General features: G+C 35.9%; 19 protein-coding genes. All 19 read left to right on the top strand.

Annotated elements, in window-relative coordinates; genetic code table 11:
- A partial coding sequence (locus tag LI164_RS07325) for a GBS Bsp-like repeat-containing protein (protein WP_227086947.1) occupies positions 1–931 on the top strand: 931 nt, incomplete at its 5' end.
- A gap of 188 nt (positions 932–1,119) precedes the next feature.
- Entirely contained in the window at positions 1,120–1,896 is a 777-nt protein-coding gene (locus LI164_RS07320; RefSeq protein ID WP_227086946.1) for an ABC transporter permease, read from the top strand.
- Between the two features lie 9 nt (positions 1,897–1,905).
- Positions 1,906–2,643 carry an ABC transporter ATP-binding protein gene (locus LI164_RS07315; RefSeq protein ID WP_227086945.1) on the top strand — a complete coding sequence of 246 codons (738 nt, stop codon included), beginning with the start codon at positions 1,906–1,908 and terminating at the stop codon, positions 2,641–2,643.
- A gap of 14 nt (positions 2,644–2,657) precedes the next feature.
- Positions 2,658–3,257, top strand: a complete 600-nt coding sequence (locus LI164_RS07310; RefSeq protein WP_227086944.1) for a hypothetical protein — start codon at positions 2,658–2,660, stop codon at positions 3,255–3,257.
- A 17-nt stretch (positions 3,258–3,274) separates the two neighbouring features.
- Positions 3,275–5,728, top strand: coding sequence for a glycosyltransferase (locus LI164_RS07305; RefSeq protein ID WP_227086943.1), 2,454 nt, complete (start codon positions 3,275–3,277; stop codon positions 5,726–5,728).
- 16 nt (positions 5,729–5,744) lie between these two features.
- Complete coding sequence (locus tag LI164_RS07300) at positions 5,745–9,089, top strand: GBS Bsp-like repeat-containing protein (RefSeq protein WP_227086942.1); 3,345 nt, start codon at positions 5,745–5,747, stop codon at positions 9,087–9,089.
- Between the two features lie 121 nt (positions 9,090–9,210).
- Entirely contained in the window at positions 9,211–9,600 is a 390-nt protein-coding gene (tagD, locus tag LI164_RS07295) for a glycerol-3-phosphate cytidylyltransferase (protein ID WP_227086941.1), read from the top strand.
- Between the two features lie 43 nt (positions 9,601–9,643).
- Positions 9,644–11,365, top strand: coding sequence for a CDP-glycerol glycerophosphotransferase family protein (locus LI164_RS07290; protein WP_227086940.1), 1,722 nt, complete (start codon positions 9,644–9,646; stop codon positions 11,363–11,365).
- 81 nt (positions 11,366–11,446) lie between these two features.
- On the top strand, positions 11,447–12,043 hold the full coding sequence (locus LI164_RS07285) for a GerMN domain-containing protein (protein ID WP_227086939.1): 597 nt from the start codon (positions 11,447–11,449) through the stop codon (positions 12,041–12,043).
- A 92-nt stretch (positions 12,044–12,135) separates the two neighbouring features.
- Positions 12,136–13,809: an AAA family ATPase gene (locus LI164_RS07280; protein WP_227086938.1), complete on the top strand. Its 1,674-nt coding sequence runs from the start codon at positions 12,136–12,138 to the stop codon at positions 13,807–13,809.
- A gap of 18 nt (positions 13,810–13,827) precedes the next feature.
- Positions 13,828–15,012, top strand: a complete 1,185-nt coding sequence (locus LI164_RS07275; RefSeq protein ID WP_227086937.1) for a methyltransferase domain-containing protein — start codon at positions 13,828–13,830, stop codon at positions 15,010–15,012.
- Between the two features lie 154 nt (positions 15,013–15,166).
- Entirely contained in the window at positions 15,167–16,063 is an 897-nt protein-coding gene (rfbA, locus tag LI164_RS07270) for a glucose-1-phosphate thymidylyltransferase RfbA (RefSeq protein ID WP_117494794.1), read from the top strand.
- A 68-nt stretch (positions 16,064–16,131) separates the two neighbouring features.
- Positions 16,132–17,163, top strand: coding sequence for a dTDP-glucose 4,6-dehydratase (gene rfbB / locus LI164_RS07265; RefSeq protein ID WP_005331716.1), 1,032 nt, complete (start codon positions 16,132–16,134; stop codon positions 17,161–17,163).
- Positions 17,163–18,113: a dTDP-4-dehydrorhamnose reductase gene (gene rfbD, locus LI164_RS07260; RefSeq protein ID WP_227086936.1), complete on the top strand. Its 951-nt coding sequence runs from the start codon at positions 17,163–17,165 to the stop codon at positions 18,111–18,113. The genes rfbB and rfbD overlap by 1 nt, the downstream gene beginning before the upstream one ends.
- 138 nt (positions 18,114–18,251) lie before the next feature.
- A complete protein-coding gene (gene rfbC, locus LI164_RS07255) occupies positions 18,252–18,860 on the top strand; it encodes a dTDP-4-dehydrorhamnose 3,5-epimerase (RefSeq protein WP_005337866.1) in 609 nt (202 codons plus the stop codon).
- Positions 18,861–18,876: 16 nt separating this feature from the next.
- Entirely contained in the window at positions 18,877–20,409 is a 1,533-nt protein-coding gene (locus LI164_RS07250) for an MBOAT family protein (protein WP_005331710.1), read from the top strand.
- Positions 20,396–21,367, top strand: coding sequence for a hypothetical protein (locus LI164_RS07245; protein ID WP_105309130.1), 972 nt, complete (start codon positions 20,396–20,398; stop codon positions 21,365–21,367). The genes LI164_RS07250 and LI164_RS07245 overlap by 14 nt, the downstream gene beginning before the upstream one ends.
- 33 nt (positions 21,368–21,400) lie before the next feature.
- On the top strand, positions 21,401–23,071 hold the full coding sequence (locus LI164_RS07240) for a glycosyltransferase (RefSeq protein WP_227086935.1): 1,671 nt from the start codon (positions 21,401–21,403) through the stop codon (positions 23,069–23,071).
- Positions 23,072–23,081: 10 nt separating this feature from the next.
- Positions 23,082–24,785, top strand: coding sequence for a glycosyltransferase (locus LI164_RS07235; RefSeq protein ID WP_227086934.1), 1,704 nt, complete (start codon positions 23,082–23,084; stop codon positions 24,783–24,785).
- Positions 24,786–24,791: the final 6 nt, after the last annotated feature.

The raw sequence follows: 24,791 nt of genomic DNA, 5'->3' as shown, positions 1-24,791 counted from the left end.
AAATATAGAGTTATCAAGGTTCAGCACACCTTATTGGTGTGGGAAGTTTGAGTTAGGAACAACAACATTTACAGTCTCTAATATATCGTTGGAGTCAGGTGTTCTGATTGATAATTACGGTAATGTAGATGGAAGTTTTGAAATTATTATTCCGAAAGTAAATAGTGCGTCAGGAGTGTCGGAAGTTCAGGCTGCTGTATGGTGTGCCGCAAACCAAAATGATATTGTTTGGTATAATGCCAAAAAACAAAACGATGAAACTTACAAAGTATACGTAGATCCAATGAATCATAAAGGAAATTCAGGATTATATAAAGTACATGTGTATGTAACAGGAGAAAATGGTCTCGTACAGAAAGTAGATACAGCATCTCAATTGGTTACAGCAAGCAAGTATTATACGATTATGGGTGAAACCAGTGTAACGGTAGATCAGATGGTGAAATATTATGAGAGCACAGGTAATCAGTATCCGGCTGCAAAATTAGGCGCAAGTGGAGCAGCTACATTGAAAGAGTTCTGTGAAATTTATTTGCAGGAAGCAGAGGCAGAAGGTGTTCGGGCAGAAGTTGCATTTGCTCAGTCAATGAAAGAAACTGGCTGGTTAAAGTATGGTGGAGCAGTGAAAATTGAACAGAACAATTTTGCAGGAATAGGTGCAGTAGATAATGATCCAGTAGGAAGCAGCGCATGGTTTCCTGATGTGAGGATTGGTGTGAGAGCCCAAATACAGCATTTAAAAGCATATGCAAGTACAAATGATTTAAATAATGCACGTGTGGATCCAAGATTTAACTTGGTTACACGCGGTTGTGCGCCGTATGTGGAATGGCTTGGTACACAGGAAAATCCTAATGGGTATGGATGGGCAACAAGTGCAAATTATGGCGCATCTATAGTAACGATGATAAAAAAATTAAAGACAATGTAGAGTTGCAAATACTATTATAGAATGATATAATATCTGAGTATTATGAATGTATAGACAGGATATTTTATAATTATGGATAATAGTGGAATGTTAAAATATAATAATTTATACATGAAATAGTGAAGCGGACAGCAGTATCGAAAGATACTGCTAGTTTGCATTATAGATAAATTATTTGGAGGTATATTGTGAATAGTTATATACAGAATTTTAAAAAATTTAAACCGTTATTAGGAGAATTGGTTGCAAGAGATGTTAAGATTAAGTATAGACGTTCAGTGTTAGGCGTATTATGGACATTATTAAATCCACTATGTATGATGATAATTTTATCATTGGTTTTTTCAAATATTTTTAAATTTGACGTGGAAAATTATTCGTTGTATATATTAAGTGGACAAGTTGTATTTAATTTCTTTTCAGGGGCAACGACTGATGCAATGTCATCGATTATAAGCAATGGATCGTTGATTAAGAAAGTATATGTCCCGAAATATTTATTTGTTTTATCAAGAATAATATCTAGTTTCATTAATCTTTTAGCATCTTTTACAGCACTGTTGTTAGTTATGATTGCAACAAGAGCAGAATTGCACTGGAAAGTAGTACTTGTTGTGATACCATTAATTTTGTTAGTGGTGTTTTCACTTGGAGTTGGATTAGTGCTTGCTGCAATTACAGTTAAATTTAGAGATGTTATGCATCTTTATTCTGTTTTTACAACAGCTTTGATGTATTTAACACCGGTTATTTATCCGATGTCTATATTGCCTAATTGGTTATATAAGCTGGTAATGTTAAATCCATTGACAAATATGTTGATGATGTTTCGTGATGTTATGATTAATAATAATATATTTGATTTGAAATCCTTGATTATAGCAATTATTGAAACAGCGCTCATGTTTTTAATTGGATTGTATGTATTTTACAAGAATCAAGATGAGTTTATTTTAAATATTTAGAGGTGCATTATGGAAAAGCAGGAAGCAATTATAAAAGTTGAGAATGTTTCTATAAAATTCAATTTATCAACGGAGCGATTTGATACTTTTAAAGAATATGTGATTAAAAGTCTTAAGAATCAGGTTTCATATGAAGAATTTTGGGCATTGAAAAATGTTTCGTTTGAAGTATACCGAGGAGATTCGCTTGGATTAGTTGGATTGAATGGTAGTGGAAAAAGTACAATGCTAAAAACTATTGCAGGTGTTTTAAAGCCGACCGAAGGAAAAGTTACTGTTAATGGTGGAGTAGCACCGCTAATCGAATTGGGAGCAGGATTTGATCTTGATTTGACTGCTCGTGAAAATGTGTACCTGAATGGAGCAATTTTAGGTCATTCAAGGGAAGTCATGGAACAGCATTATGAGGATATAGTTGAGTTTTCGGAGCTGCGAGAATTTATGGATGTACCAGTGAAAAATTATTCATCAGGAATGGTTTCAAGATTGGCATTTGCAATAGCAACGATAGGGACACCAGACATTTTGATTGTGGATGAAGTATTGTCTGTTGGAGATTTTAGATTCCAAAAGAAATGTGAAGAAAGAATTCATGCAATGATGGACAAAGGAACGACGATACTTTTTGTGTCTCATAGCATTGATCAGGTGAAATCCATATGCAACAAAATTGTATGGCTTGAAAAAGGGCATGTGAAGCGTTTTGGAAATGCGGAAGAAATCTGTGAAGAATATAGAAATTCATAAAGGTGAGGCGTAATATGAAATATATTAAAAAAATTATAATAACAATCATTGTTTTAGTTCTCGCATTTGTATATGCACATATTGCGAAAGCGAATGATGTATATGATAGAAATATAGATAATAATCAGTATCAAAGTACGGGACTAGTTCAGAATGGAACGATTGAACAGTCATTTGTCAGCGTAGAGGATACACTGGATGGTGTAAGTGTAAAAACTCAGACAATCGGGGATGTTACTGATATTGTAGTTAAATATACATTAGAAGAGGTAGATTCTGGTAAAATTGTTGCAGAAGGAAATGTTGATGCGAAAGATATCAAAAATGGGAAGTTTCAGAAATATAGTTTTGATACAGTGGAAAAATGCAAAGGCAAAAGTTATAGAATAATATTCGAAATTTCAAATACAACAGAAAATAATGGAGTTGGTTTTTATTTTGAACCTCAGGTTGAAAAATCAACAATATTTACAGTTGCAGGAAATAATACACAGGGTACGTTAATTTTAAAGACTATAACAAATCGTTTTGATTTTGAAACATTTGCAGTATTACTCATTTTTGTTGTGTATATTGTTTTATTTATGAAATTCTTATATAAATTATTTAAATAATGATGGAGAAAAGTAAAATGGAAAAAACAAAAAATGAATTTCAAATTGTTAAATACAGATTGAAGATTGATAATCCTAATATTCTGCTTGTTCAATGTTGGTTTACAGAAAATGAAGTGGAAGAAAGTGACATTTTCTTTTTACTGGGAGAACAAAGATTGATTCCTAAAGTTTCAGTGAAAGAAGGAATTGAGATTCGAAAAAAACATTTGAATGAGAGTTATAATATTGATCGAGAGTATTATTTTTGGATTCCTCTTCCTGAAGATATTAATGCGAAGCAATGTGTGCGGGTTTTCCAGAAGATTGATAATAAAGAGAAACTGGTATATGCAATTCCGTGTGCCAAGATTATAAGTAAGCAGAAAAAGATTGATAAATACATTGAAGAAACTAAAATTGCAGATGACAAAATTAATATAAAGGGTTGGTATGTAGCGGATAAGGATGATGTAGAAATCTGTATTTTGGATGAACGTAATAGGAAGATTGAATTTGCGATAAAAGATATATTCAGGAATGATGTTGTAACAGAATATCCAGAGGCAAAGCAGAGACAAGTGCACGGATTCAATATTGAATTTATGGATAAAGGATATAAAAAAGTTACGGTTGTTATGATTGATGGTCAGAGAAAGTCTGAATTCCAATGTAATGTAAGACCTAGTCTCATATCTAAAGGAACAAAAAAAGTAGTTGGTTTGAGTAAAAAAACTTTAAATAGTTTGTCACAAAATGGAGTGAAGACAACTACAAAATTGATTATAAAAAAAATCCTAAAAATTAAAGAAAATGATTATATGACTTGGAGAAAGAAATATATACTTTCTTCAAGCGATTTGGAAAAACAAAAGGCAAAAAAATTTGAATATCAGCCTAGGTTCAGTATTGTTGTACCATTATATAAGACTCCTGAAAAATATTTGAGAGAGTTTATTGCATCAGTTGAAAATCAGACCTATTCAAATTGGGAATTATGCTTATCGGATGGTAGTGGTGAGAATTCACCGATAGAAAAAATTTTGAAGGAGTATGAAGAAAAAGATGAACGGATAAAGATAGTCAGAAATGATAATGCATTACAGATATCGGAAAACACAAATGAGGCAATTGCTATTGCTAGTGGTGATTATATAGCTTTTGCAGATCATGATGATTTGTTAACCCCAGATGCATTGTTTGAGTGTGTAAAAGTGTTGAATCAGGATCGAAGCGTTGAAGCAATCTATTCGGACGAAGATAAAGTTACAATGGATGGAAAAGAATATTTTGAACCACATTTTAAGACTGATTTCAATATAGAGTTGTTATGTTCAATGAACTATATTTGCCATTTGTATGTAGTAAGTAAACAGATAATCGATAAAATTGGAGTTTTAAATAAAGAATATGATGGTGCGCAGGATTATGATTTTGTATTAAGAAGTGTTGAAGTGGCACAAAAAGTATATCATATTCCAAGAGTTTTATATCATTGGAGAGCGCACAAAGATTCGACAGCAGAAAATCCAGAAAGCAAAATGTATGCATTTGAAGCAGGAGCAAGAGCAATTCAAGCGCATTATAATCGTGTGGGGATAAAAGCTAAAGTACATCAAGGAGAATATTTGGGGCTTTACAAAACGGAGCATATTATAGATGCTAAACCTATGATTTCCATTATTATTCCGAATAAAGATCATATAGATGATTTGGAAAAATGTATAAATTCAATAGAAAGAAAAAGTCACTATGAAAATTATGAGTATATTATTATAGAAAATAATAGTGAGGAAGAAAAAACATTTGAGTATTATCAGAAAGTAGAAGCTGAGAATTCAAAAGTACATGTTGTATATTGGAAAGATGAATTCAACTATTCTGCAATTAATAATTTTGGTGTAAAATATGCAAAAGGTGATTATTTATTATTTTTGAATAACGATACGGAGATTATAAATGATAATTGTTTGGAAGAATTGGTTGGATATTGTATGCATGAAGGGGTAGGAGCAGTAGGAGCCAGATTGTATTATTCTGACAATACAATTCAACATGCAGGTGTGATAGTTGGATTCGGAGGAATTGCAGGTCATGCATTTTTAGGTTTGGACAGAAGTGCAAATGGATATTTTTCTAGAATTATTTGTGCGCAGGATCTTAGTGCGGTGACTGCAGCATGTATGATGGTGAAGAAGGAGGTGTTTGAAGAAATAGGAGGGTTTGATACGGATTTAAAGGTTGCATTCAATGATGTTGATTTATGCATGAAGATAAGGACAGCAGGATATCGAATTGTATATAATCCATATGCAGAATTGTACCATTATGAATCTAAATCTAGAGGATTAGAAGATACTCCGGAAAAGGTAGAAAGATTTAATGGAGAAATTGCAACATTTGCACAGAAATGGCCGGAAATATTAAAACACGGAGATCCCTATTATAATCCTAATTTGTCAATGGAGCGAGGAGACTTTGGATTAAAATAACTGAGAGGAGAGGCCTATGAGGAAAAGAATTGAAAAATTGATAGTTGTGTTTTCATTAGTGTGCATGATGACTGCTGAAAGTGTATATGCGGAAGGGATAACTGAAAATCAACAGTTAATCAGCAATGAAACCACACAGGTTGTTAATGAAGAGCAAGAAGCTCAAGATAGAGTGGAAAATCAAAATGATGTTAATGCAGAAAATGAAGAACAGATACTAAATCAAGAACAGATTACGGATAGAAGTGCGGAAGTAAATGACAACTTAGAAGTTGTTCAAAAAGGAGTGGCACAATATATAATAAAGTATACTTTTTCATCAGAACCGATTTCTGTAAAAAAAGTTAAATTTGCGGTCTGGAGTGAACTGAATGGGCAAGATGATCTCGTTTGGTATGATGCTTCAAAGAAAGAAAATGGAATATATGAGACAGAGGTTTCATTGTTGAACCATGTAGGGCTTGGAAAATATTTAGTGCATGCTTATTATGTGGATGAAAATGGAAATATGAATTTCTTAGAATCTACAGCATTTTCAACAGAGGAGCCGAAACTGAACGAGCCAAGTGTTGAAATCAAAGATTTCGAAAAAGGAATTATTCACGCTACTACAGGTATAATAGAAAAACGCGAATATGTTCAAAAAGTGCAGTTTGCGGTTTGGAGTGAAGATGGCGGACAGGATGATCTTATATGGTATGATATTTCGCCTAATGCAGATGGAGAATATGAAAAAGATATATTTATTAGCAATCATAAGTATGCACTAGGAAAGTATTATGTACATATATATATTACTGATATTACTGGAAGAAGATATGGAGTATGCGCGTTAGAGCAGGAAATAAATGCGCAACTTGGAACTGTATCAGTAGAAAATAAGACTGGCAGTTATGAATATAATATTTCAGTTAAAGGAATGGTGGTTCCAGGAGGAATAGAAGCAGTCCAGTTTCCTGTCTGGAGTGAAGTGAATGGACAGGATGATATTATCTGGTATAATTCGACTAACGTAGGAAATCAGTATGAAAAGACAATTTCTTTAATGAATCATAAAGGATTTGGAACATATGCAGTACACGCGTATGCCAAAACAAAAGGTGGGAAACTGCTATTTCTTGGAAACCATTCTTTTGAGGTGGAAGGGCCTGAAATTGGTAAGGCAGAAATTACTAATTATGATTCGAAGGCTGGAACATTTCAAGTTGTTTTTTCGGATGTAAAACATGACGAATTGATAAAAGAAATTAAAGTTCCAACTTGGAGTGCGATAAATGGACAGGATGATATTGTCTGGTATAGTGCAAAAAAAAGTAAAGATGGAACATATGTAGTAGATGTTAATATAAAAAATCATAAGTATTCAATGGGCACTTATATTTCGCATGCATATATGACCGATATAACTGGGAATACAACAGGTATGGTTGTAGGAACATTGGAGGTAAATATTGAAAGTGGAGCATTAACATGCACACAAGGGACCAGTGACAAAAAGCAGTTTAAGATAGAACTCGAAGGATTAAAAGTCCCGGGAGGAGAGATTGCAGTACAGTTTCCGATATGGAGTAAAGTTAACGGTCAGGATGATATACGGTGGTACACAGCAAAGAAAAATGGCGATGGAAAATATTCTTTGACTATGTCAGTCGCAGATCATAAGGGATTGGGAGCATATGCAGTACATGCATATGCAAAAATGGCAGATGGAAGCTTGAAATATATCGGTAATACGGAGTTTAAAGTAGATGCTCCTACAATTGGTGCGATTGAAGTAAATGATCAGAAAAAGAAATCTGGGGAATTCCAAGTTAAAATTACGGGAATTCAGCATAATGAATTAATAAAACAAATTCAGGTACCGATATGGTCAGAAGGAAACCAAGGGGACATTGTATGGTATAATGCAACTAGAAATCAAGAGGGTGATTATGTTGTAAATGTAAATATAAGTAATCACAAATATAATCTAGGTCTTTATAAGATACATGTATATATGACTGATATAACTGGAGCAAAACAATGGATGGGCGCTACAAGTTGTGATATATCATCTACATATACAAATTTGAAAGTTGAAGATATAGCTGGAACAGAGAGTACTTACAAAATAACATTAAGTGGTTTGGAAGTTCCGGCTGGAGAGAAAGCTGTTTCTTTTGCAGTATGGGGAAGCAGTTCAGGTCAAAATGATATTATATGGTATAATGCATCGAAAGATTCTAATGGAAATTATACATGTGATGTGAAAATTAGAAATCATAAAGAATTAGGATCATATAATGTACATGCATATTGTATAACAAAAGGGGGAAACAGAGCATTTATAGGAGCAACAAGCTTTGAGGTGCAAAGTGTTCCTAATACAATTGTATCAGTGACGGATATAAATGGAACAAAAGGTAGTTTCAAAGTTACGGTATCCGCTGTTGGTGCAGCATCAGGTATTGAAAAAATTCAAGTACCGGTATGGTGTGCAGCTAATCAAAGCGATATTGTGTGGTATACAGCAATTAAAGATGGATCTGGAAATTATGTAGTAAATGTACCAGTTTCGAATCATGCTCATCATTTTGGAACTTATAAAATTCATACATATATTACTATGGGAAATGGTGTCACTGTATTTGGTGGTTCGAATCAGTGCAATATCATTGCTAAAGATTATGTATATAATGTTTCTCTTAGTGCGACAAAAAGAGAAGTTGGAATTATGGGGGCATCGGCAAGTCGAGTTCAATTTCCGTCATGGAGTGATGCTAATGGACAGGATGACATTATATGGTATGAAGGTGTAAATCAAGGAAATGGGAAATGGAATGCAGTTGTTGATAGTACAAAACATAATAATGGTGGAAATTATACCACACATATCTATGTAACTAGTAATGGAACGAAATATAATGCAGGAGCGACACATTACTCATTAACAAAGGCACCGACAGATCAGGGACTGATGCAGGCCAGAGCAAATTTATATGGAAGTTCTACCCCATATATTATTTTAGTAAACAGAAGTACACATAAAGTAGGAGTATTTCAAGGATGGCAAGGTAACTGGACGTGTATTCGATACTGGGATTGCAGTGATGGAGCACCAAGCACACCAACAGTAGAAGGAACTTTTACGGTTGGAATCAGAGGATATTATTTCGATTCCGGGGCTTCGAGATGTTACTGGTATACACAGTTTAAAGGTAATTATCTATTCCATTCCGTTTTATATAATAAGAACGGAACATTGAGAGATGGAAGATTAGGAATGCCATTATCACATGGTTGTGTCAGGTTGGATATCAATAATGCAAAATGGATATATGATACAATACCGTCAGGAACAACTGTTGTAGTTTATCATTAAGGTGTAATATAAAGGAATTGGATAACATGTATTGAAATATGTTATCTGATTCCTTTTTTAGTGAAAATGTTCAGAATATATGATATAATGAATAAAATATTTGTTGGAAAAGGAATAAAATATGAAGAGAGTAATAACATATGGAACATTTGATTTAATTCACTATGGACATATTAATTTATTGGAACGTGCAAAGAAGCTGGGAGATTATTTGGTAGTAGGGTTGTCCACCAATGAATTCAATGAACAAAAAAATAAAAAGTGTTATTTTTCTTATGAAGAAAGAAAAAGGTTATTAGAGGCATTAAGAGTTGTGGATTTAGTTATTCCAGAAGAATCTTGGGAACAAAAAAGAAGTGATATACAAATGTATCATATAGATACATTTGTTATGGGAGATGACTGGAAAGGGAAATTTGATGATTTGAAAGATATATGTGAGGTCGTGTATTTAGAACGGACACCGGAAGTATCTACAACAAAAATAAAAACGGAATTAAAGAAATTTTAGGAGAAAGAGGACACTTATATAATTAGCGTGCGGTATAGTAAGAATGAGAGAGAGAATAGAAAAAGATTTAATGGTGTTTATATCAAGCCCAGATTTTGCAGATAATTCCAGGGGATTATGGGAGTATGTTGTAAAAAATACAAATTATAAAACATTTTGGATTATAAGAGACAAAGAAATATATGATTTGCTATTAGATAAGGGTATTGAATGTGCATTAGAAGGTTCAGAATTAGCTAAAGAGACTATTTCTAAAGCACATTATTTAATAACATCATCTTTTGATTTGGCATATGAAAAGAAAGTTGGTCAAGTTCATGTAGCAGCATGGCATGGATTTCCACTGAAAGTAATAGGCTTTTTTGATAGCGCAGCCTCGAATACTGAAAGCTTTGATGATTTAAAAATAATCACAACACAGACAGATCTTATTACAGCTACATCGAGATTTTCACATCTTACATTGAGTGGTATGTTTGCTGTTGACCCAAGAAAAGTTAAGGAAACTGGATATCCAAGAAATGATATTATGTTTTGGAGTAATGCGCAGGAGGAGTTGCAGAAGTTAGTTGATATTGACGTAAAGAACAGCAGATTGTTTTTTTATTTACCAACTATGCGTAAGGGATTAAAAGATGAAGGAGAGCATTTCGAAAAAAATATTTTTAATTATTCGGATTATGATGTCGAAGAATTGGATTGTTTTTTAGAAAAAAATAATGCATACATCATTGCAAAGGTACATTTTGCAGATAACGAAATGTATAAAAGTGAAGATTTTAAATTGCCTAAGAGGCTTTTATTTCTGGATACACAAATTATGAATACAAAGTTATGTACAATTTACCATATTATGTCTGCTTTTGATGGTCTAATTACTGATTATTCGTCGATATATGCAGACTATATGTTATTAGACAAACCGATTTTATTTTCATGTCCGGATATAGAAAAATATAAAAAAGACAGAGGATTCGTAGTTGATGATCCAACGTTACTGATGCCAGGAGCAATTATAAAGACTCAAAAAGAATTGTTAGAAAATTTGGGTAAGATATTAAAAGGAGAAGACGAGTATAAAGCTGAAAGAACTAAGAAAATAAGTATTTTTCATAAATATCAAGATGCAAATTCATCAAGAAGAGTGTTAGAGATGATGGAAAATATAGCTGTTGAAGGCAGTGTAGATTCATCAAAAACGATGGGAAAATTATTTCAGAAATTTCAGTCTCCATTAGAACAATATGTTGTTCAAGAAGTTAAAGCGGAAATATTCTTTGACAGAGGGGCAGGATATAGTGAAAAAAATAAAGAAATAAAAAAATACTCCTTGATGAATAAAGAAGATAATGTAATCACAGTCCAGATGGAGCTTCCAGATGACATTTGTAATATTCGTTTTGATCCGGATGATTATGGAAGAGTTGTAATGAAATCAATGAAAATATATTTGGATGGAGTGCGTCAGGAAAAATATACCATAGTTAATGGACAGAAAATTGGTGGAGATATTTATTTTGGTAAACTGGATCCTCAAATTATAATTCCTTTGGAAGGGAAAAAGGCAAAAACGTTAAGAATTGAATATAATGCTGCGGATTTATATGAATGTGCAGGTGCGGTAATAGAAAAGGTGTGCGGTGAAAATTATTCATTGAATCAAAAAATAGGACAATTAAATACATTACTCCAAGAAATTTATGAGTCGACTTCTTGGAGAACAACTGAAATATTTAGAAAAATAGGCAGAAGAATTAAAAAATAAGGTTCATTCAATGATAAGCATCAAAATGCATTAAATTTGTTTAATAAAGAAAAAACTTGATTATATGGAGAAGAAAATAAAATGAAAAGAAAAGTATTTGCTATTTTATTAGTAGTAATGTTAGTATCAGTTTCAGCATGTAGTAATTCTACAAGCACAGATTCATCTCAAACTGCTAATCAAAAAACAGAGCAGCAGGAGGATAAGAATAACGCTGATCAGAAAGATGAGAATAAAGAAGAACAGTCAGGAGAGAATTCAGATGAAAAGTCACAGAATACGGTTTCAAATGAGGATAAATCTGTAGAAATCAAGGTTTATATGAGTAATGATGATGCAACCGCATTTGTATCTGAGAGTGTAGAGATTGCTGAACTGACACCAGAGAATATTGTGAATGCATTAATTGAAAAATCTGTATTGTCATCAGATGTTCAAGTATTAAAGTGTGACAAGCAGACAGTAGAGGGTGTGGAAAGTCTGGAGGTAGATTTTAATGGAGCATTTGGTGTATATGTGAGCAGTAAAGGAACAACTGGTGAGTATTATACAATCGGAAGTATTGTAAATACATTTTTAGATGCATATGGTTGCGAAAAGATTAAGATTACGGTGGAAGGAAATACTTTAGAGACAGGGCATAACGATTATCCTGGATATATGGATCGTTTTGAGTAAAAATAGTACAGAAACAGGAATTCCCGGTTTTTCGTTGTGGAAAGCCGGGAGTTGCTTTATAATAAAAATATATTTGGCATGGAGGTGGAAAAGTGATTCGATACAATATCCCGATTGGTATTTCTGAATTTGAGAAGATTAGGAAAAATGATTATTACTATGTGGATAAGACGGAACTGATTCAGACTTTGGTGAAGACAGAACCTGCGGAGATTACACTTTTTACAAGACCTCGCAGATTTGGAAAGACGTTTGTGATGAGTATGCTGGCTTCTTTCTTTGATATTCGCAGAGATAGTAAAGCCTTGTTTGAAGGTTTGAAGATTGCTGAAGATCAGAAACTGTGTGAATTGTGGATGAATCAATGGCCTGTGATTTTTCTTAGCTTTAAAGATGCAGGTGGGGAAACCTTTGAAGATGCATATGGGTTATTGCAATCCATTATTTCACAGCTATATGTAGAACATGCTTACTTAGAAAAATGTACTGAAATTGATGAATCATATAAAGAGATTTTTGCCAGATTGAAACGGTGGCAGGGAAATAAACCAGATGTGCAGATTTCACTTAGAATATTAATGCGTATGATGCAGATATACTATGGAAAACAGGTGATTCTGCTGATCGATGAGTATGATGTGCTGATGGCAAAGGCAGGAGCCAAAGCATATTATAATGAGATGCTGGATGTAATTGGTACAATGATGAGCCAGGCATTAAAGGATAATACAGCACTTAAGTTTTCGGTAATCACAGGCTGTCTGCGTATTTCGAAAGAGAGTATTTTTACAGGTACCAATAATTTTGTGGCAGATACCATTGCGGATGAAAGATTCAGCAGCTTTTTTGGTTTTACGGATGAGGAAGTACGAAAACTTTTAGAGAATACTGATAATCTTGAATATTTCGATCAGATAAAAAAATGGTATGATGGATACTGTTTTGGAAAGACAGAGATTTACTGCCCGTGGGATGTGTTGTGTTATCTAAATAAACTGGCATTCGAATCAGAAAGTGAACCGGAGAATTTCTGGGAAAATACCAGTCATAATGATATCATTCGTACATTTTTATCATGTGAAGGCATGGATGTGACAGATTCTTTTGAGAGGCTTCTTGCAGGTGAGACGATAGAGGTCAATATTACAGAAAACCTGACGTATGAGAATTTGACAGATTCGGAAGAAAATCTGTGGAGTGTGTTGTATCTGACTGGATATCTGACCAAGGATATTAAAAATCCGGTGTCTGGAAAGACGAAAGTATTTTTGAAAATCCCAAATGCAGAGATTATGGATATTTTCAGGAAAAGTGTAGTGCGTTGGTTTGACGAGCGGATAGCTGTTCGTGACAGAAGTGAATTGTTCGAGGCTTTGTGGAATGAAGATGTTGGCAGATTGTCAGATTTGATATCAGAACTTTTATTTGAGACTATCAGCTACCATGATTATGCAGAGAGTTTTTATCATACATTTTTAGCGGGACTATTTGCAAATGCAGGTTATATTGTGGAGTCTAATTATGAAAGTGGACTTGGGAGACCGGATCTTGTAATAAAAGATAAGAAAAAGCGTCGGGCAGTTATTACGGAAATGAAGATTACTGACAGCGTGGAGAGTATGCAAAAGGCAGAAGAAAGGGCTTTGAAGCAGATAGAAGAGATGCGCTATGCGGATGGTATGTATGCTCAGGGGTATCAAAAAGTGCTAAAGTATGGTGCAGTATTTTATTGGAAGAGTTGTCTGATTGGCAGATGTGAAGAATAAAGGTGTAACAAAGGTAGAATGAAAAAGCCAGGTTATTATTCGTCCGGAGAGTTTGCGCGGATGGCGCATGTGACACTTCGGACAATCAGGTATTATGACAAACAGAATATTTTAAAGCCATCGTATGTGTCGGATTCAGGGGCAAGATTCTATACAGATGAAGATTTTGCCAGACTGCAGCAGATTCTTCTTTTGAAGTACCTGGGATTTACGCTGGATGATATCAGAGAGATGACCATTGATGATGCGGATTATCATTTTATGCTGAATTCATTGAATATTCAATTGAAGCTTGTGAGAGATAAGATTGAGCAGATGCAGCTTGTAGAAAAAGCAATACAGGATACATCGGAACTGATTCAGAAGGAGCACACCATTGACTGGAGCCAGATGTTGAATTTGATTCATCTGACTGGTATGGAGAAGAGTTTGAAGAACCAGTATCAGGATGCGTCCAATATATCAGCAAGAATTAATCTGCACAGCCTTTATTCCGTGAATAAAGAGGGATGGTTTCCGTGGATTTATGAGCAGCTTTGTGTGAGAGATGGCATGAAGGTACTGGAAATCGGCTGTGGTGATGGAACGCTCTGGAAGGAAAATAAAGATAAACTTCCAGAGAATATAGAGATTACATTGTCAGATACATCGGAAGGTATGCTTCGGGATGCGAGACGTAATGTAGGGATTGGAGACCATAGGTTCCGGTTTCGGCATTTTGACTGCCACAGAATTCCATATGAGGATCAGAGCTTTGATCTGGTAGTTGCCGGACATGTATTGTTTTACTGTGAGGATATATTACAGGTGTGCCGGGAAGTGAGGCGTGTATTAAAGCCTGGTGGAAGATTTGTGTGCAGTACCTATGGTGGCGAGCATATGAAAGAAGTCAGTGAATTGGTACAGAGCTTTGATGATAGAATTGTTCTATCGGCAGAAAAACTGTATGAAAGATTTGGAAGAGAGAATGGGGCTGAGATACTGGAGCAATATTTTACGGATGTTCATTGGAGAACATACGAAGATGAACTTGTAATTCCGGATCCAGAGCCGTTGATATCGTATATATTGTCCTGTCATGGAAATCAAAGCCAGTATATACTGGATCGGTATAAAGAATTCCAGACTTATGTGCGGAAAAAGACGGAAAAAGGCTTCCGGATTACAAAAGACGCGGGCGTGTTTATAGCATGGAATTCCTGAAGATTTTCTTAAATATTACAAAAAAGTTACATTTTTTGTAAAAAGTACTTGAAGGTGACCTAGGGTCACCTTTTATAATGCAATCATGAACATGCCATAACTTTATGAGATATGGTTAAACTATGTATTGTATTTATTACGAGGAGGTTCCTATATGAAGGGAATTATTTTAGCAGGAGGATCTGGAACACGTCTTTATCCTCTGACTATGGTAACATCAAAACAGTTATTACCTATTTATGATAAACCGATGATTTATTATCCGATGTCTGTGCTGATGAATGCAGGTATCCGTGATATCTTGATCATCTCTACACCACAGGATACACCGAGATTCAAAGAGCTGTTAGGAGACGGACATCAGTTTGGTGTACATCTTTCTTATGCAGTTCAGCCAAGCCCGGACGGACTTGCCCAGGCATTTATCATTGGCGAGGAGTTTATCGGTGATGATACAGTTGCTATGGTTCTTGGAGATAACATTTTCGCAGGACATGGACTGAACAAGCGTCTGAAGGCAGCAGTAGAAAATGCTGAGACAGGCAAAGGTGCTACAGTATTTGGTTACTATGTAGATGATCCAGAACGTTTCGGTATTGTTGAGTTCGACCACGAAGGAAAAGCAATTTCCATCGAGGAGAAACCGGAGCATCCAAAGAGCAACTACTGTGTAACAGGACTTTACTTCTATGACAATAAAGTTGTAGAGTATGCAAAGAGCCTGAAACCAAGTGCCCGTGGAGAATTGGAGATCACAGACCTGAACCGTGTATATCTTGAGAAGGGCAACCTGAATGTAGAACTTCTCGGACAGGGATTCACATGGCTGGATACTGGTACACATGAGAGCCTTGTAGATGCTACAAACTTTGTAAAGACAGTTGAGACACATCAGCATCGTAAGATTGCATGTCTGGAAGAGATTGCATACTTAAATGGCTGGATTTCAAAGGAAGAAGTTCTGGAAGTTTACGAGGTATTGAAAAAGAACCAGTATGGTCAATATCTGAAAGATGTCTTAGACGGAAAATACCGAGAGAATCTGTACTAAGATATTAGAATGAAAAACGAAGAATTTTAATAAATTTTGACTAAGTAATTCAAAGGAGATTTTTAATTATGACAATTATCGTAACCGGCGGAGCTGGATTTATTGGAAGTAACTTTATTTTTCACATGTTAGACAAATATCCGGATTATCGTATCGTTTGTCTGGACTGCCTGACATATGCAGGTAACTTATCTACACTTGCACCAGTGATGGACAACCCGAATTTCCGTTTTGTAAAAGAGAGCATCACAGACCGTGAGGCTGTTTACAAATTATTTGAGGAAGAGCATCCGGACATGGTTGTAAACTTTGCAGCAGAGAGTCATGTAGACCGTTCTATCGAGAACCCGGAAGTTTTCCTGGACACCAATATCAAAGGTACAGCAGTTCTTATGGACGCTTGCAGAAAATATGGTATCAAACGTTATCATCAGGTATCTACAGATGAGGTTTACGGAGATCTTCCACTGGACAGACCAGACCTGTTCTTTACAGAGGAGACACCAATCCACACAAGCAGTCCATACAGCTCATCAAAAGCTGGTGCAGACCTTCTTGTTCTTGCATACCACAGAACATACGGACTGCCTGTAACAATTAGCAGATGCTCTAACAACTACGGACCATACCACTTCCCGGAGAAGCTGATTCCGCTTATGATTGCAAATGCACTGAATGATAAGCCGCTTCCGGTGTATGGAAAAGGTGAAAATGTGCGTGACTGGTTATATGTAGAAGATCACTGCAGAGCCATCGACCTGATCATCCATAACGGACGTGTCGGAGAAGTTTACAATGTTGGTGGACACAACGAGATGAAGAACATTGACATCGTTAAGATGATCTGTAAAGAGCTTGGAAAACCGGAAAGCCTGATCACATATGTAGCAGACCGTAAAGGACACGATATGCGTTATGCAATCGACCCGACAAAGATTCACAATGAGCTTGGATGGCTGCCGGAGACAAAATTTGCAGATGGTATCAAAAAGACAATCCAATGGTATCTGGATAACAAGGAGTGGTGGGAGACGATCATTTCCGGAGAGTATCAGAATTACTATGAGAAAATGTATGCAAACCGGGAGGGAATGAAATAATGAAAGTACTGGTAACTGGAGTAGCAGGTCAGCTCGGACATGATGTGATGAATGAACTGGCAAAGCGTGGCTACGAAGGAATCGGTTCCGATATCGCGGAAAGCTATAATGGAATCCAGGACGGTACACCGGTTGTATCTATGCCATATGTGCAGATGGACATTACAGATAAAGCATCTGTAGAGAAAGTTCTTACAGAAGTAAATGCGGACGCAGTGATACATTGTGCAGCATGGACGGCAGTTGACCTTGCAGAAGATGAGGATAAAAAGGATAAGGTTCATGCAGTAAACGCAGAAGGAACGAAAAATATTGCGGAAGTATGTAAGAAGCTTGACAGTAAGATGGTCTATACCAGTACGGACTATGTATTCAATGGTCAGGGAGAAGAACCATGGCAGCCGGACTGCAAGGATTATCAGCCGTTAAATGTTTACGGACAGTCAAAACTGGACGGAGAGCTGGCAGTTTCTGAGACACTGGACAAATACTTCATCGTGAGAATTGCGTGGGTATTTGGAAAGAATGGTAACAACTTTATAAAGACCATGTTGAAAGTTGGAAAAAATCATGATAAACTTCGTGTAGTGAATGACCAAATCGGTACACCGACTTACACATTTGATCTGGCAAGACTGCTTGTAGACATGATCGAGACAGATAAGTATGGTTATTATCATGCGACAAACGAAGGCGGATACATCAGCTGGTATGATTTTACAAAAGAAATCTTCCGTCAGGCTGTAGAACAGGGACATACAGAGTACGGAGAAGACAGAATTACAGTTGATCCGGTTACAACTGCAGAGTACGGAGTGTCCAAAGCTGCAAGACCATTTAACAGCAGACTGGATAAGAAGAAACTGGTGGAGAATGGCTTTATACCACTTCCGACCTGGCAGGATGCACTTGGACGTTATCTGAAAGAGATGAACATAGACGAACTCTAAAAGCTTTGTGAAGATTCGCATAGACTCAAATAAGAGGCATTGTAAGACGAATAAAAAGAGTGAAAATGAAATGGACGGGTGCACATAATATATGTGTGCCCGTATGCATCATAATCGCAAAAAAAGGAGATATGCAAGATGGGACAGATTAAAGTAGAAAAAAATGCAGGTGGAATAAAGGGACTTTGTGTCATTGAGCCAACGGTTCATGGTGATGCAAGAGGATACTTTATGGAGACATACAATCAGAAGGATATGGAAGAGGCAGGACTTACGATGCAGTTCGTACAGGACAATCAGTCTTGTTCTACAAAAGGTGTTCTTCGCGGATTACATTTCCAGAAAGAGTTTCCACAGGGAAAACTTGTACGTGTCGTAAAAGGTTCAGTATTTGACGTAGCTGTTGATCTTAGAAGTGACAGTGAGACATACGGAAAATGGTTCGGTGTAGAACTGACAGAAGAGAACAAGAAGCAGTTCTATATTCCGGAAGGATTCGCCCATGGATTCCTTGTTTTAAGTGAGATTGCAGAGTTCTGCTACAAGTGTACAGACTTCTATCATCCAGGAGATGAAGGTGGTCTCGCATGGAACGACCCTGAGATTGGTGTAGAATGGCCACAGCTTGTAGGGGAGTATAAGGGCAATGCTTCCGCAGAAGGATATCATCTAGAAGATGGAACAGCACTGAACTTAAGTGACAAAGATCAGCTTTGGGTAGGACTGAAAGATACATTTCATTTTTAAGTAAGAGGAAATATTTATGTCATTAACATCAATAGAATTTCTGGTATTTGTGATTGTGGCAGTAGTTGGATATTATATCATTCCGAAACGCTGTCAATGGATGTGGCTGTTGCTTTTCAGCTACATTTATTATGCATCTGCCGGAATACAGTATTTAGGGTTTATTCTATATACAACACTTGTGACATATGGAACAGCGCTTGTAATTCATCGAATAGACCAGACAGATGAAGCACATAAAAAAGATGCGAAGCAAAAAAAGAAGGGCGTGTTAATACTTGCCCTTCTATTTGTGTTTGGTCTGTTAGGAGTATTGAAGTATACGAATTTTATTGTACAGAATATTGATCAGTTATTTCATACAGATTTTGGCCCATTTCATTTATTACTTCCGATTGGATTGTCTTTTTACACATTTCAGTCAGCAGGGTATATTTTAGATGTTTATTGGAACCGTTGTGAACCGGAAAAAAATGTATTTCGTTTTGCTTTGTTTGTTTCTTTCTTCCCTCAGATTTTGCAGGGACCGATTGGCAGATTTGACCGATTGACAAAGACCTTGTACGCAGAACATGAATTTGACTGGCAGAGAATTGAACGTGGTGTTCAGCGGATAATTTGGGGATTTTTTAAGAAAATGTTGATTGCAGATACAGCAGCAGTATTTGTTGATGCAATTTTTAATCAATATCAGACTTATAATGGAATTGCAATATTAGGTGTACTGGCATATTCTGCACAGCTCTATGCGGACTTTTCAGGAGGTGTAGATGTAGTTATTGGTGTGGCAGAATTATTTGGCGTAGAGATGGATGAAAACTTTAAACGCCCGTATTTTGCGGTTTCTATTACAGATTTCTGGCATCGTTGGCATATTACATTGGGAACATGGATGAAAGATTATGTATTCTACCCGGTATCATTATCTGGATGGATGGGAAAATTCGGTAAATTCGCAAAGAAAAAGTTTGGAAAAACTTATGGAAGAGCATTACCAATCTGTGTAGCGAATCTGATCGTGTTCCTTGTGGTAGGAATCTGGCATGGAGCAGCTTGGAAGTTTATAGTATATGGTATTTATAATGGAGTGATTATTGCATTTAGTGGTCTGATGACAAAAAATTACAGAGAGTGGAAGAAAAAGCTTCATATTGACGATAAATCTACAGGCTGGCATATATTTCAGATTATCCGGACATTTCTACTTGTGAATATAAGCTGGTACTTTGATCGGGCGGACACAATTCCACAGGCTCTTACAATGATGAAAAATTCTGTAACATATTTTGAACCTGCACAGATATTAAATATACAGTTTGGACAGATGAATTTAAAGTATACACCTGTATTTATTGCTGTGCTGTTAGTATGTTGTGCAATTTGCTTTGTAGTCAGTTTTTTACAGGAACGAGGAACGAAGATTCGACAGTCTCTTTCTACAAAGATATGGGTAATTCGTTGGGCAATTTATCTTGCAATGATTTTTGCAATGCCATTGCTTGGCAGAATGCCAGATACAGCAGGAGGTTTTATTTATGCACAATTTTAAAAAACTTGTCAGTCCGGTAATTTTGATGATAATTATTATTTGTGTGAATGAAATGCTTTGCTTTGCAGCAAAACCGTATAGTTTTTTTCGGTTTGATATGCATAATCTGGAAAACGGCGAGGAGTACACAGATATATTTGTAGGAACTTCTCATGGAAAAGCTGCAATTGCGCCGGAAGTTGTAGATCAGTATACTGGCGGTAACAGTATCAATATGTGTCTTGGGGGCGAGTATCTTTCAGATAGTTATTTTATTGTAAAAGAAGCAATACGTGTCGGTCATCCGAAACGAGTGGTTTATGAACTGGATCCAGGTTATTGGGTGGCAGAAAAAAGCAAGGGTGCAGAATATAGAGAAATGTATGATGAATTTCCAAAATCATTGGTAAAAGCAGAGTATTATCATCAACTGCTGTGGGGACAAGACTGGAGAATGACAATTTTCCCATGGTATCTTTGTAGAACCGGATTGAAAAACCCATTTGAAAGAATCAGGACAAAGCTTGGGGAAGCATATAAAAACTTTGACGATTCTTTCTGGAATAGTGATGTTCAGAACTATGGAGGAAAAGGGCATGTCAGCATTCACAGAACAGATGCTGTGAAGACAGAGGATAATTTGAAACTCTGGGACAAACAGGAAATTTTGCCGGAAGTAAAAGAATATTTTGAAAAACTTAAGAAATTATGCAAAGAAAATAATATAGAGCTTGTGGTAATTACAACACCGATTCCGCAGGAGACAATGGAGAAGTATCAGGACAACTTTGAAGAGGCGAATGCATATTTTGCGGAATATATGGCAAAACAGGGGATTCCATATTATAATTACAATTATATAGATACAGAAAGTCTGGATAAATCGTTGAATGGATTTTCAGATTATGAAGGACATATGTATGAAGATGAAGCTGAAAGATTCAGCGCTGAGCTTGGAAAGATGCTTGCTGGAAAGTAGAGCTTTGAGAATCATATGGAAGGCAGAATGAATATGTCAGAATTTTGGAAGAATATAAATACTTATTATAAACGATATGGATTACATGCAACGATAGTCCGTATTATGGATAAATTGACAGGACAGTCTCGTGTAGATTATATGACATGGTATCAGAAAACAAAGCCGACAAAACAGGTGCTCAAAATACAGCGAGAAACAACATTTCCATATATGCCGGAGATTTTGGTAATTGTGCTGGAGAATAAGAGTGGATCTCATCGACTGGCTGACTCTTTGAAAAATCAGACTTATTCAAGGTGGAAGCTTTGCAAAATAAGAGAATTAAATGATGTAGTGGAAATTCTGAAAGAAGCGAAAGAAGAGTATGTGTTGATTACGCAGCTGGAAGATGAACTTTCAGCGGATGCATTCTTTCAGTGTGTGAAGTCATTGAATGCAGACAGAACAATTGAAGTAATTTATTCTGATGATGATATAATAAAAAATGAGACAGAATATGAAAAACCAGCTATGAAGCCGGATTTAAATCTGGATATGCTTAGAAGTTGTAATTATATTCATAATTTTTTATTGGTAAAAAAGAAACTTTGTCAGGAATTGTTTGAGGAGTGTTTGGAAAGTTGGAATGGACAAATTGACTGGAAGTATGACTTTATATTTCGATGCATAGAAGAAAAACACTCAATCCATCATATTGCAAAAGTGTTGTATCACAGGAATGTAGAGCATGTTCAAGTGTGTGACGAACAAGAACGCAAAGCAATTGATATGCATCTGAAGAGAATGAATATAAAAGGGAATGTAGAAAAGACAGAGTATAGAGGGATTTATCGTGTCAGATATACAATGAAAGAAACACCGCTTATTTCCATTGTAATTCCTAATAAAGATCATGTGGAAGATTTAAAAAAATGTATTGATTCTTTGGAAAAAAAGAGTTCCTATGACAATCGAGAATATATCATTGTCGAAAATAACAGTACAGAAGAACAGACATTTGCCTACTATAAAGAATTGGAAGCAAAATGTCCAAGAGCCAAAGTGGTTTATTGGAAAGAAAAAGGTTTTAATTATCCGAAAATCAATAACTATGGAGTGCAGTATGCAAAAGGAGAGTATATTTTATTCCTGAATAATGATACGGAGATTCAGAATCCGGATTGTCTTGAGGAAATGCTCATACATTGCAGCAGACCAGAGGTGGGGGCTGTCGGAGCCCGCTTATTTTATGAAGATGGAACAATTCAACATGTAGGTGTGATTGTTGGGCTTGGAGGAATTGCGGGACATCCTTATGCAGCAGAAGCAGAAGAAACGTTAGGACATATGGGAAGAGTTCATATGATTCAGGATTTAAGTGCAGTAACGGCGGCATGTATGATGGTGAAAAAAACGGTTTTCTTTGAAGTTGGTAAATTTGAGCCGGAGTATGCGGTTGCGTTTAATGATGTGGATTTATGTATGAAAATCCGGAAGGCGGGATATCTGATTGTTTATACTCCATATGCAAGACTGACACATTATGAATCTAAATCAAGAGGTTTAGAAGATTCTCGTGAAAAGGTGAAACGTTTTGATTCGGAGGTAGCACTTTTTGAAGAGCGTTGGGGAAAGGAATTAGAAAAAGGGGATCCTAATTATAATCCTAATTTCAGGCTGGATGAAAAAGATTTCCGATTGAATGTACATGTCAGAAGGTAAGAATAAAAAGATGAATGTAAAGCAAATCAGCGAAAGATTGAATAAAGAGAATGTAAAAAAAGGTTTTGAATATATTCGTAGAAATGGTGTCAGCAGATTTTGGACGCTTGCGAAAGCAAAAGCTTTTCCGGCAGGAAAGAGTTATAAAGAGTGGTATGAAGAGCATTGTCCGACAAAAGAAGAGCTGATGCGTCAAAGAGAGGTTGAATTTTCTGTTCAGCCTCTTATTAGTATTGTTGTGCCGACATACCAGACTCCGATTCCTTTTTTGAAAGATATGATTGATTCGGTAAGAAAACAATCTTATGAAAAGTGGGAACTATGTATTGCAGATGGAAGTTTGAACGGAGATGAAAATGACACAAAAGTCATTCGTGTCAGAGAAGAATTGAATCGTTATTCCATGGAAGATAAAAGAATTAAAGTAGTTTATCTGGAAGAAAATCAGGGAATTGCAGAGAACACAAATCAGGCACTAGCGCTCGCTACAGGAGAGTATATCGGGTTATTTGACCATGATGACATGCTGACGCCAGACGCTTTATATGAGATTGTAAAGGCAATTAATGACTATGATTATGATGTGTTGTACACAGATGAGGATAAAATCTCAGAAAATAGTCACGATTATAAAAAGCCAGTGTTTAAACCGGATTACAGCCCGGAATTGTTATGTGCTAATAATTATATCACTCACTTTTTTGTGGCTAAAAAATCAATTGTAGATCGGTTGGAAGGATTCAGAAAGGAATATGATGGATCTCAGGATTATGATTTTATCTTTCGGTGTGTAGAACTTGCAAAAAAAGTAGGACACGTTTCTAAAGTTTTGTATCACTGGAGGATGCATGGAGGCTCAGTAGCAGGAGATCCAACAAGTAAAATGTATGCGTACGATGCGGGCAAGAAAGCAATTCAATCACATTATGAGAGAGTTGGTATTCAGGCTAATGTAGAGCATACGGAGCGACTGGGACTATATCACACAGAATACAAGATGATAAAGCAGCCTTTGATATCTGTGATTATATATGGGGAAGATGATGAAAAAAAGAAAAGATGTTCAGAGTGGTTCAAAAGAAAAGATTATTCGAATTTGGAAATTTTAGCTTCTGCAGGAATAAGCGTTGAAGAAATTAATGCTCTTGCAGAAAAAGCGAGAGGATCTTATCTGTTTTTTGTTTCAGAAAATCTTGAGAGTGTAGAAAGAGACGCATTGCAACAAATGGCTGGAGTTTTACAGATACAAAATGTTGGTGCCGTGAGCGGAAAGGTGATTGGGCGAAAACATACTGTAGAAGATGTAGGAGTTGTGTTTAGAACAAATGGGGATTTATGCAAAGCGAATTATGGTATTGGAGATTGCGATTATGGAGATATGTTTCGGGCAAAAGTAATGAGCAATTATAGCATTTTATCTTTGAATTGTTTCATGACACACAAAAATACATTTGAAGAATTAGGCGAATTTAATAAACATTTTTCATTAAGTTTTGCAGCAGCAGATTATTGCTTAAAACTGAGAATGCATGGGAAAAGATGTGTCATGCAGGCATCAGTAGTCTGGGAATCAAAAGATGTGATGAAAAATGGTATGATCAATGATGAAGAACGTGAAAGATTTTATAAAGAATGGCAGGAAGTTTTAAGAATGGGAGATCCTTATTACAATTCTAATTATGCAAAACAGGGGGCACTTTATATTCTGGAGTAGGAGTAA

Origin of the sequence: Dorea sp. 210702-DFI.3.125 (genome assembly GCF_020560945.1) — a bacterium.
GTDB lineage: Bacteria > Bacillota > Clostridia > Lachnospirales > Lachnospiraceae > Dorea > Dorea formicigenerans.
This window is presented reverse-complemented; position numbering and strand designations above follow the sequence as displayed.

What these genes read in the sequence shown, in the direction of transcription:
- LI164_RS07315 (WP_227086945.1), top strand. Translation starts at nt 1,906, where the DNA reads ATGGAAAAGCAGGAAGCAATTATAAAAGTTGAGAATGTTTCTATAAAA.
- LI164_RS07310 (WP_227086944.1), top strand. Translation starts at nt 2,658, where the DNA reads ATGAAATATATTAAAAAAATTATAATAACAATCATTGTTTTAGTTCTC.
- LI164_RS07305 (WP_227086943.1), top strand. Translation starts at nt 3,275, where the DNA reads ATGGAAAAAACAAAAAATGAATTTCAAATTGTTAAATACAGATTGAAG.
- LI164_RS07300 (WP_227086942.1), top strand. Translation starts at nt 5,745, where the DNA reads ATGAGGAAAAGAATTGAAAAATTGATAGTTGTGTTTTCATTAGTGTGC.
- tagD (WP_227086941.1), top strand. Translation starts at nt 9,211, where the DNA reads ATGAAGAGAGTAATAACATATGGAACATTTGATTTAATTCACTATGGA.
- LI164_RS07290 (WP_227086940.1), top strand. Translation starts at nt 9,644, where the DNA reads ATGAGAGAGAGAATAGAAAAAGATTTAATGGTGTTTATATCAAGCCCA.
- LI164_RS07285 (WP_227086939.1), top strand. Translation starts at nt 11,447, where the DNA reads ATGAAAAGAAAAGTATTTGCTATTTTATTAGTAGTAATGTTAGTATCA.
- LI164_RS07275 (WP_227086937.1), top strand. Translation starts at nt 13,828, where the DNA reads ATGAAAAAGCCAGGTTATTATTCGTCCGGAGAGTTTGCGCGGATGGCG.
- rfbA (WP_117494794.1), top strand. Translation starts at nt 15,167, where the DNA reads ATGAAGGGAATTATTTTAGCAGGAGGATCTGGAACACGTCTTTATCCT.
- rfbB (WP_005331716.1), top strand. Translation starts at nt 16,132, where the DNA reads ATGACAATTATCGTAACCGGCGGAGCTGGATTTATTGGAAGTAACTTT.
- rfbD (WP_227086936.1), top strand. Translation starts at nt 17,163, where the DNA reads ATGAAAGTACTGGTAACTGGAGTAGCAGGTCAGCTCGGACATGATGTG.
- rfbC (WP_005337866.1), top strand. Translation starts at nt 18,252, where the DNA reads ATGGGACAGATTAAAGTAGAAAAAAATGCAGGTGGAATAAAGGGACTT.
- LI164_RS07250 (WP_005331710.1), top strand. Translation starts at nt 18,877, where the DNA reads ATGTCATTAACATCAATAGAATTTCTGGTATTTGTGATTGTGGCAGTA.
- LI164_RS07245 (WP_105309130.1), top strand. Translation starts at nt 20,396, where the DNA reads ATGCACAATTTTAAAAAACTTGTCAGTCCGGTAATTTTGATGATAATT.
- LI164_RS07240 (WP_227086935.1), top strand. Translation starts at nt 21,401, where the DNA reads ATGTCAGAATTTTGGAAGAATATAAATACTTATTATAAACGATATGGA.
- LI164_RS07235 (WP_227086934.1), top strand. Translation starts at nt 23,082, where the DNA reads ATGAATGTAAAGCAAATCAGCGAAAGATTGAATAAAGAGAATGTAAAA.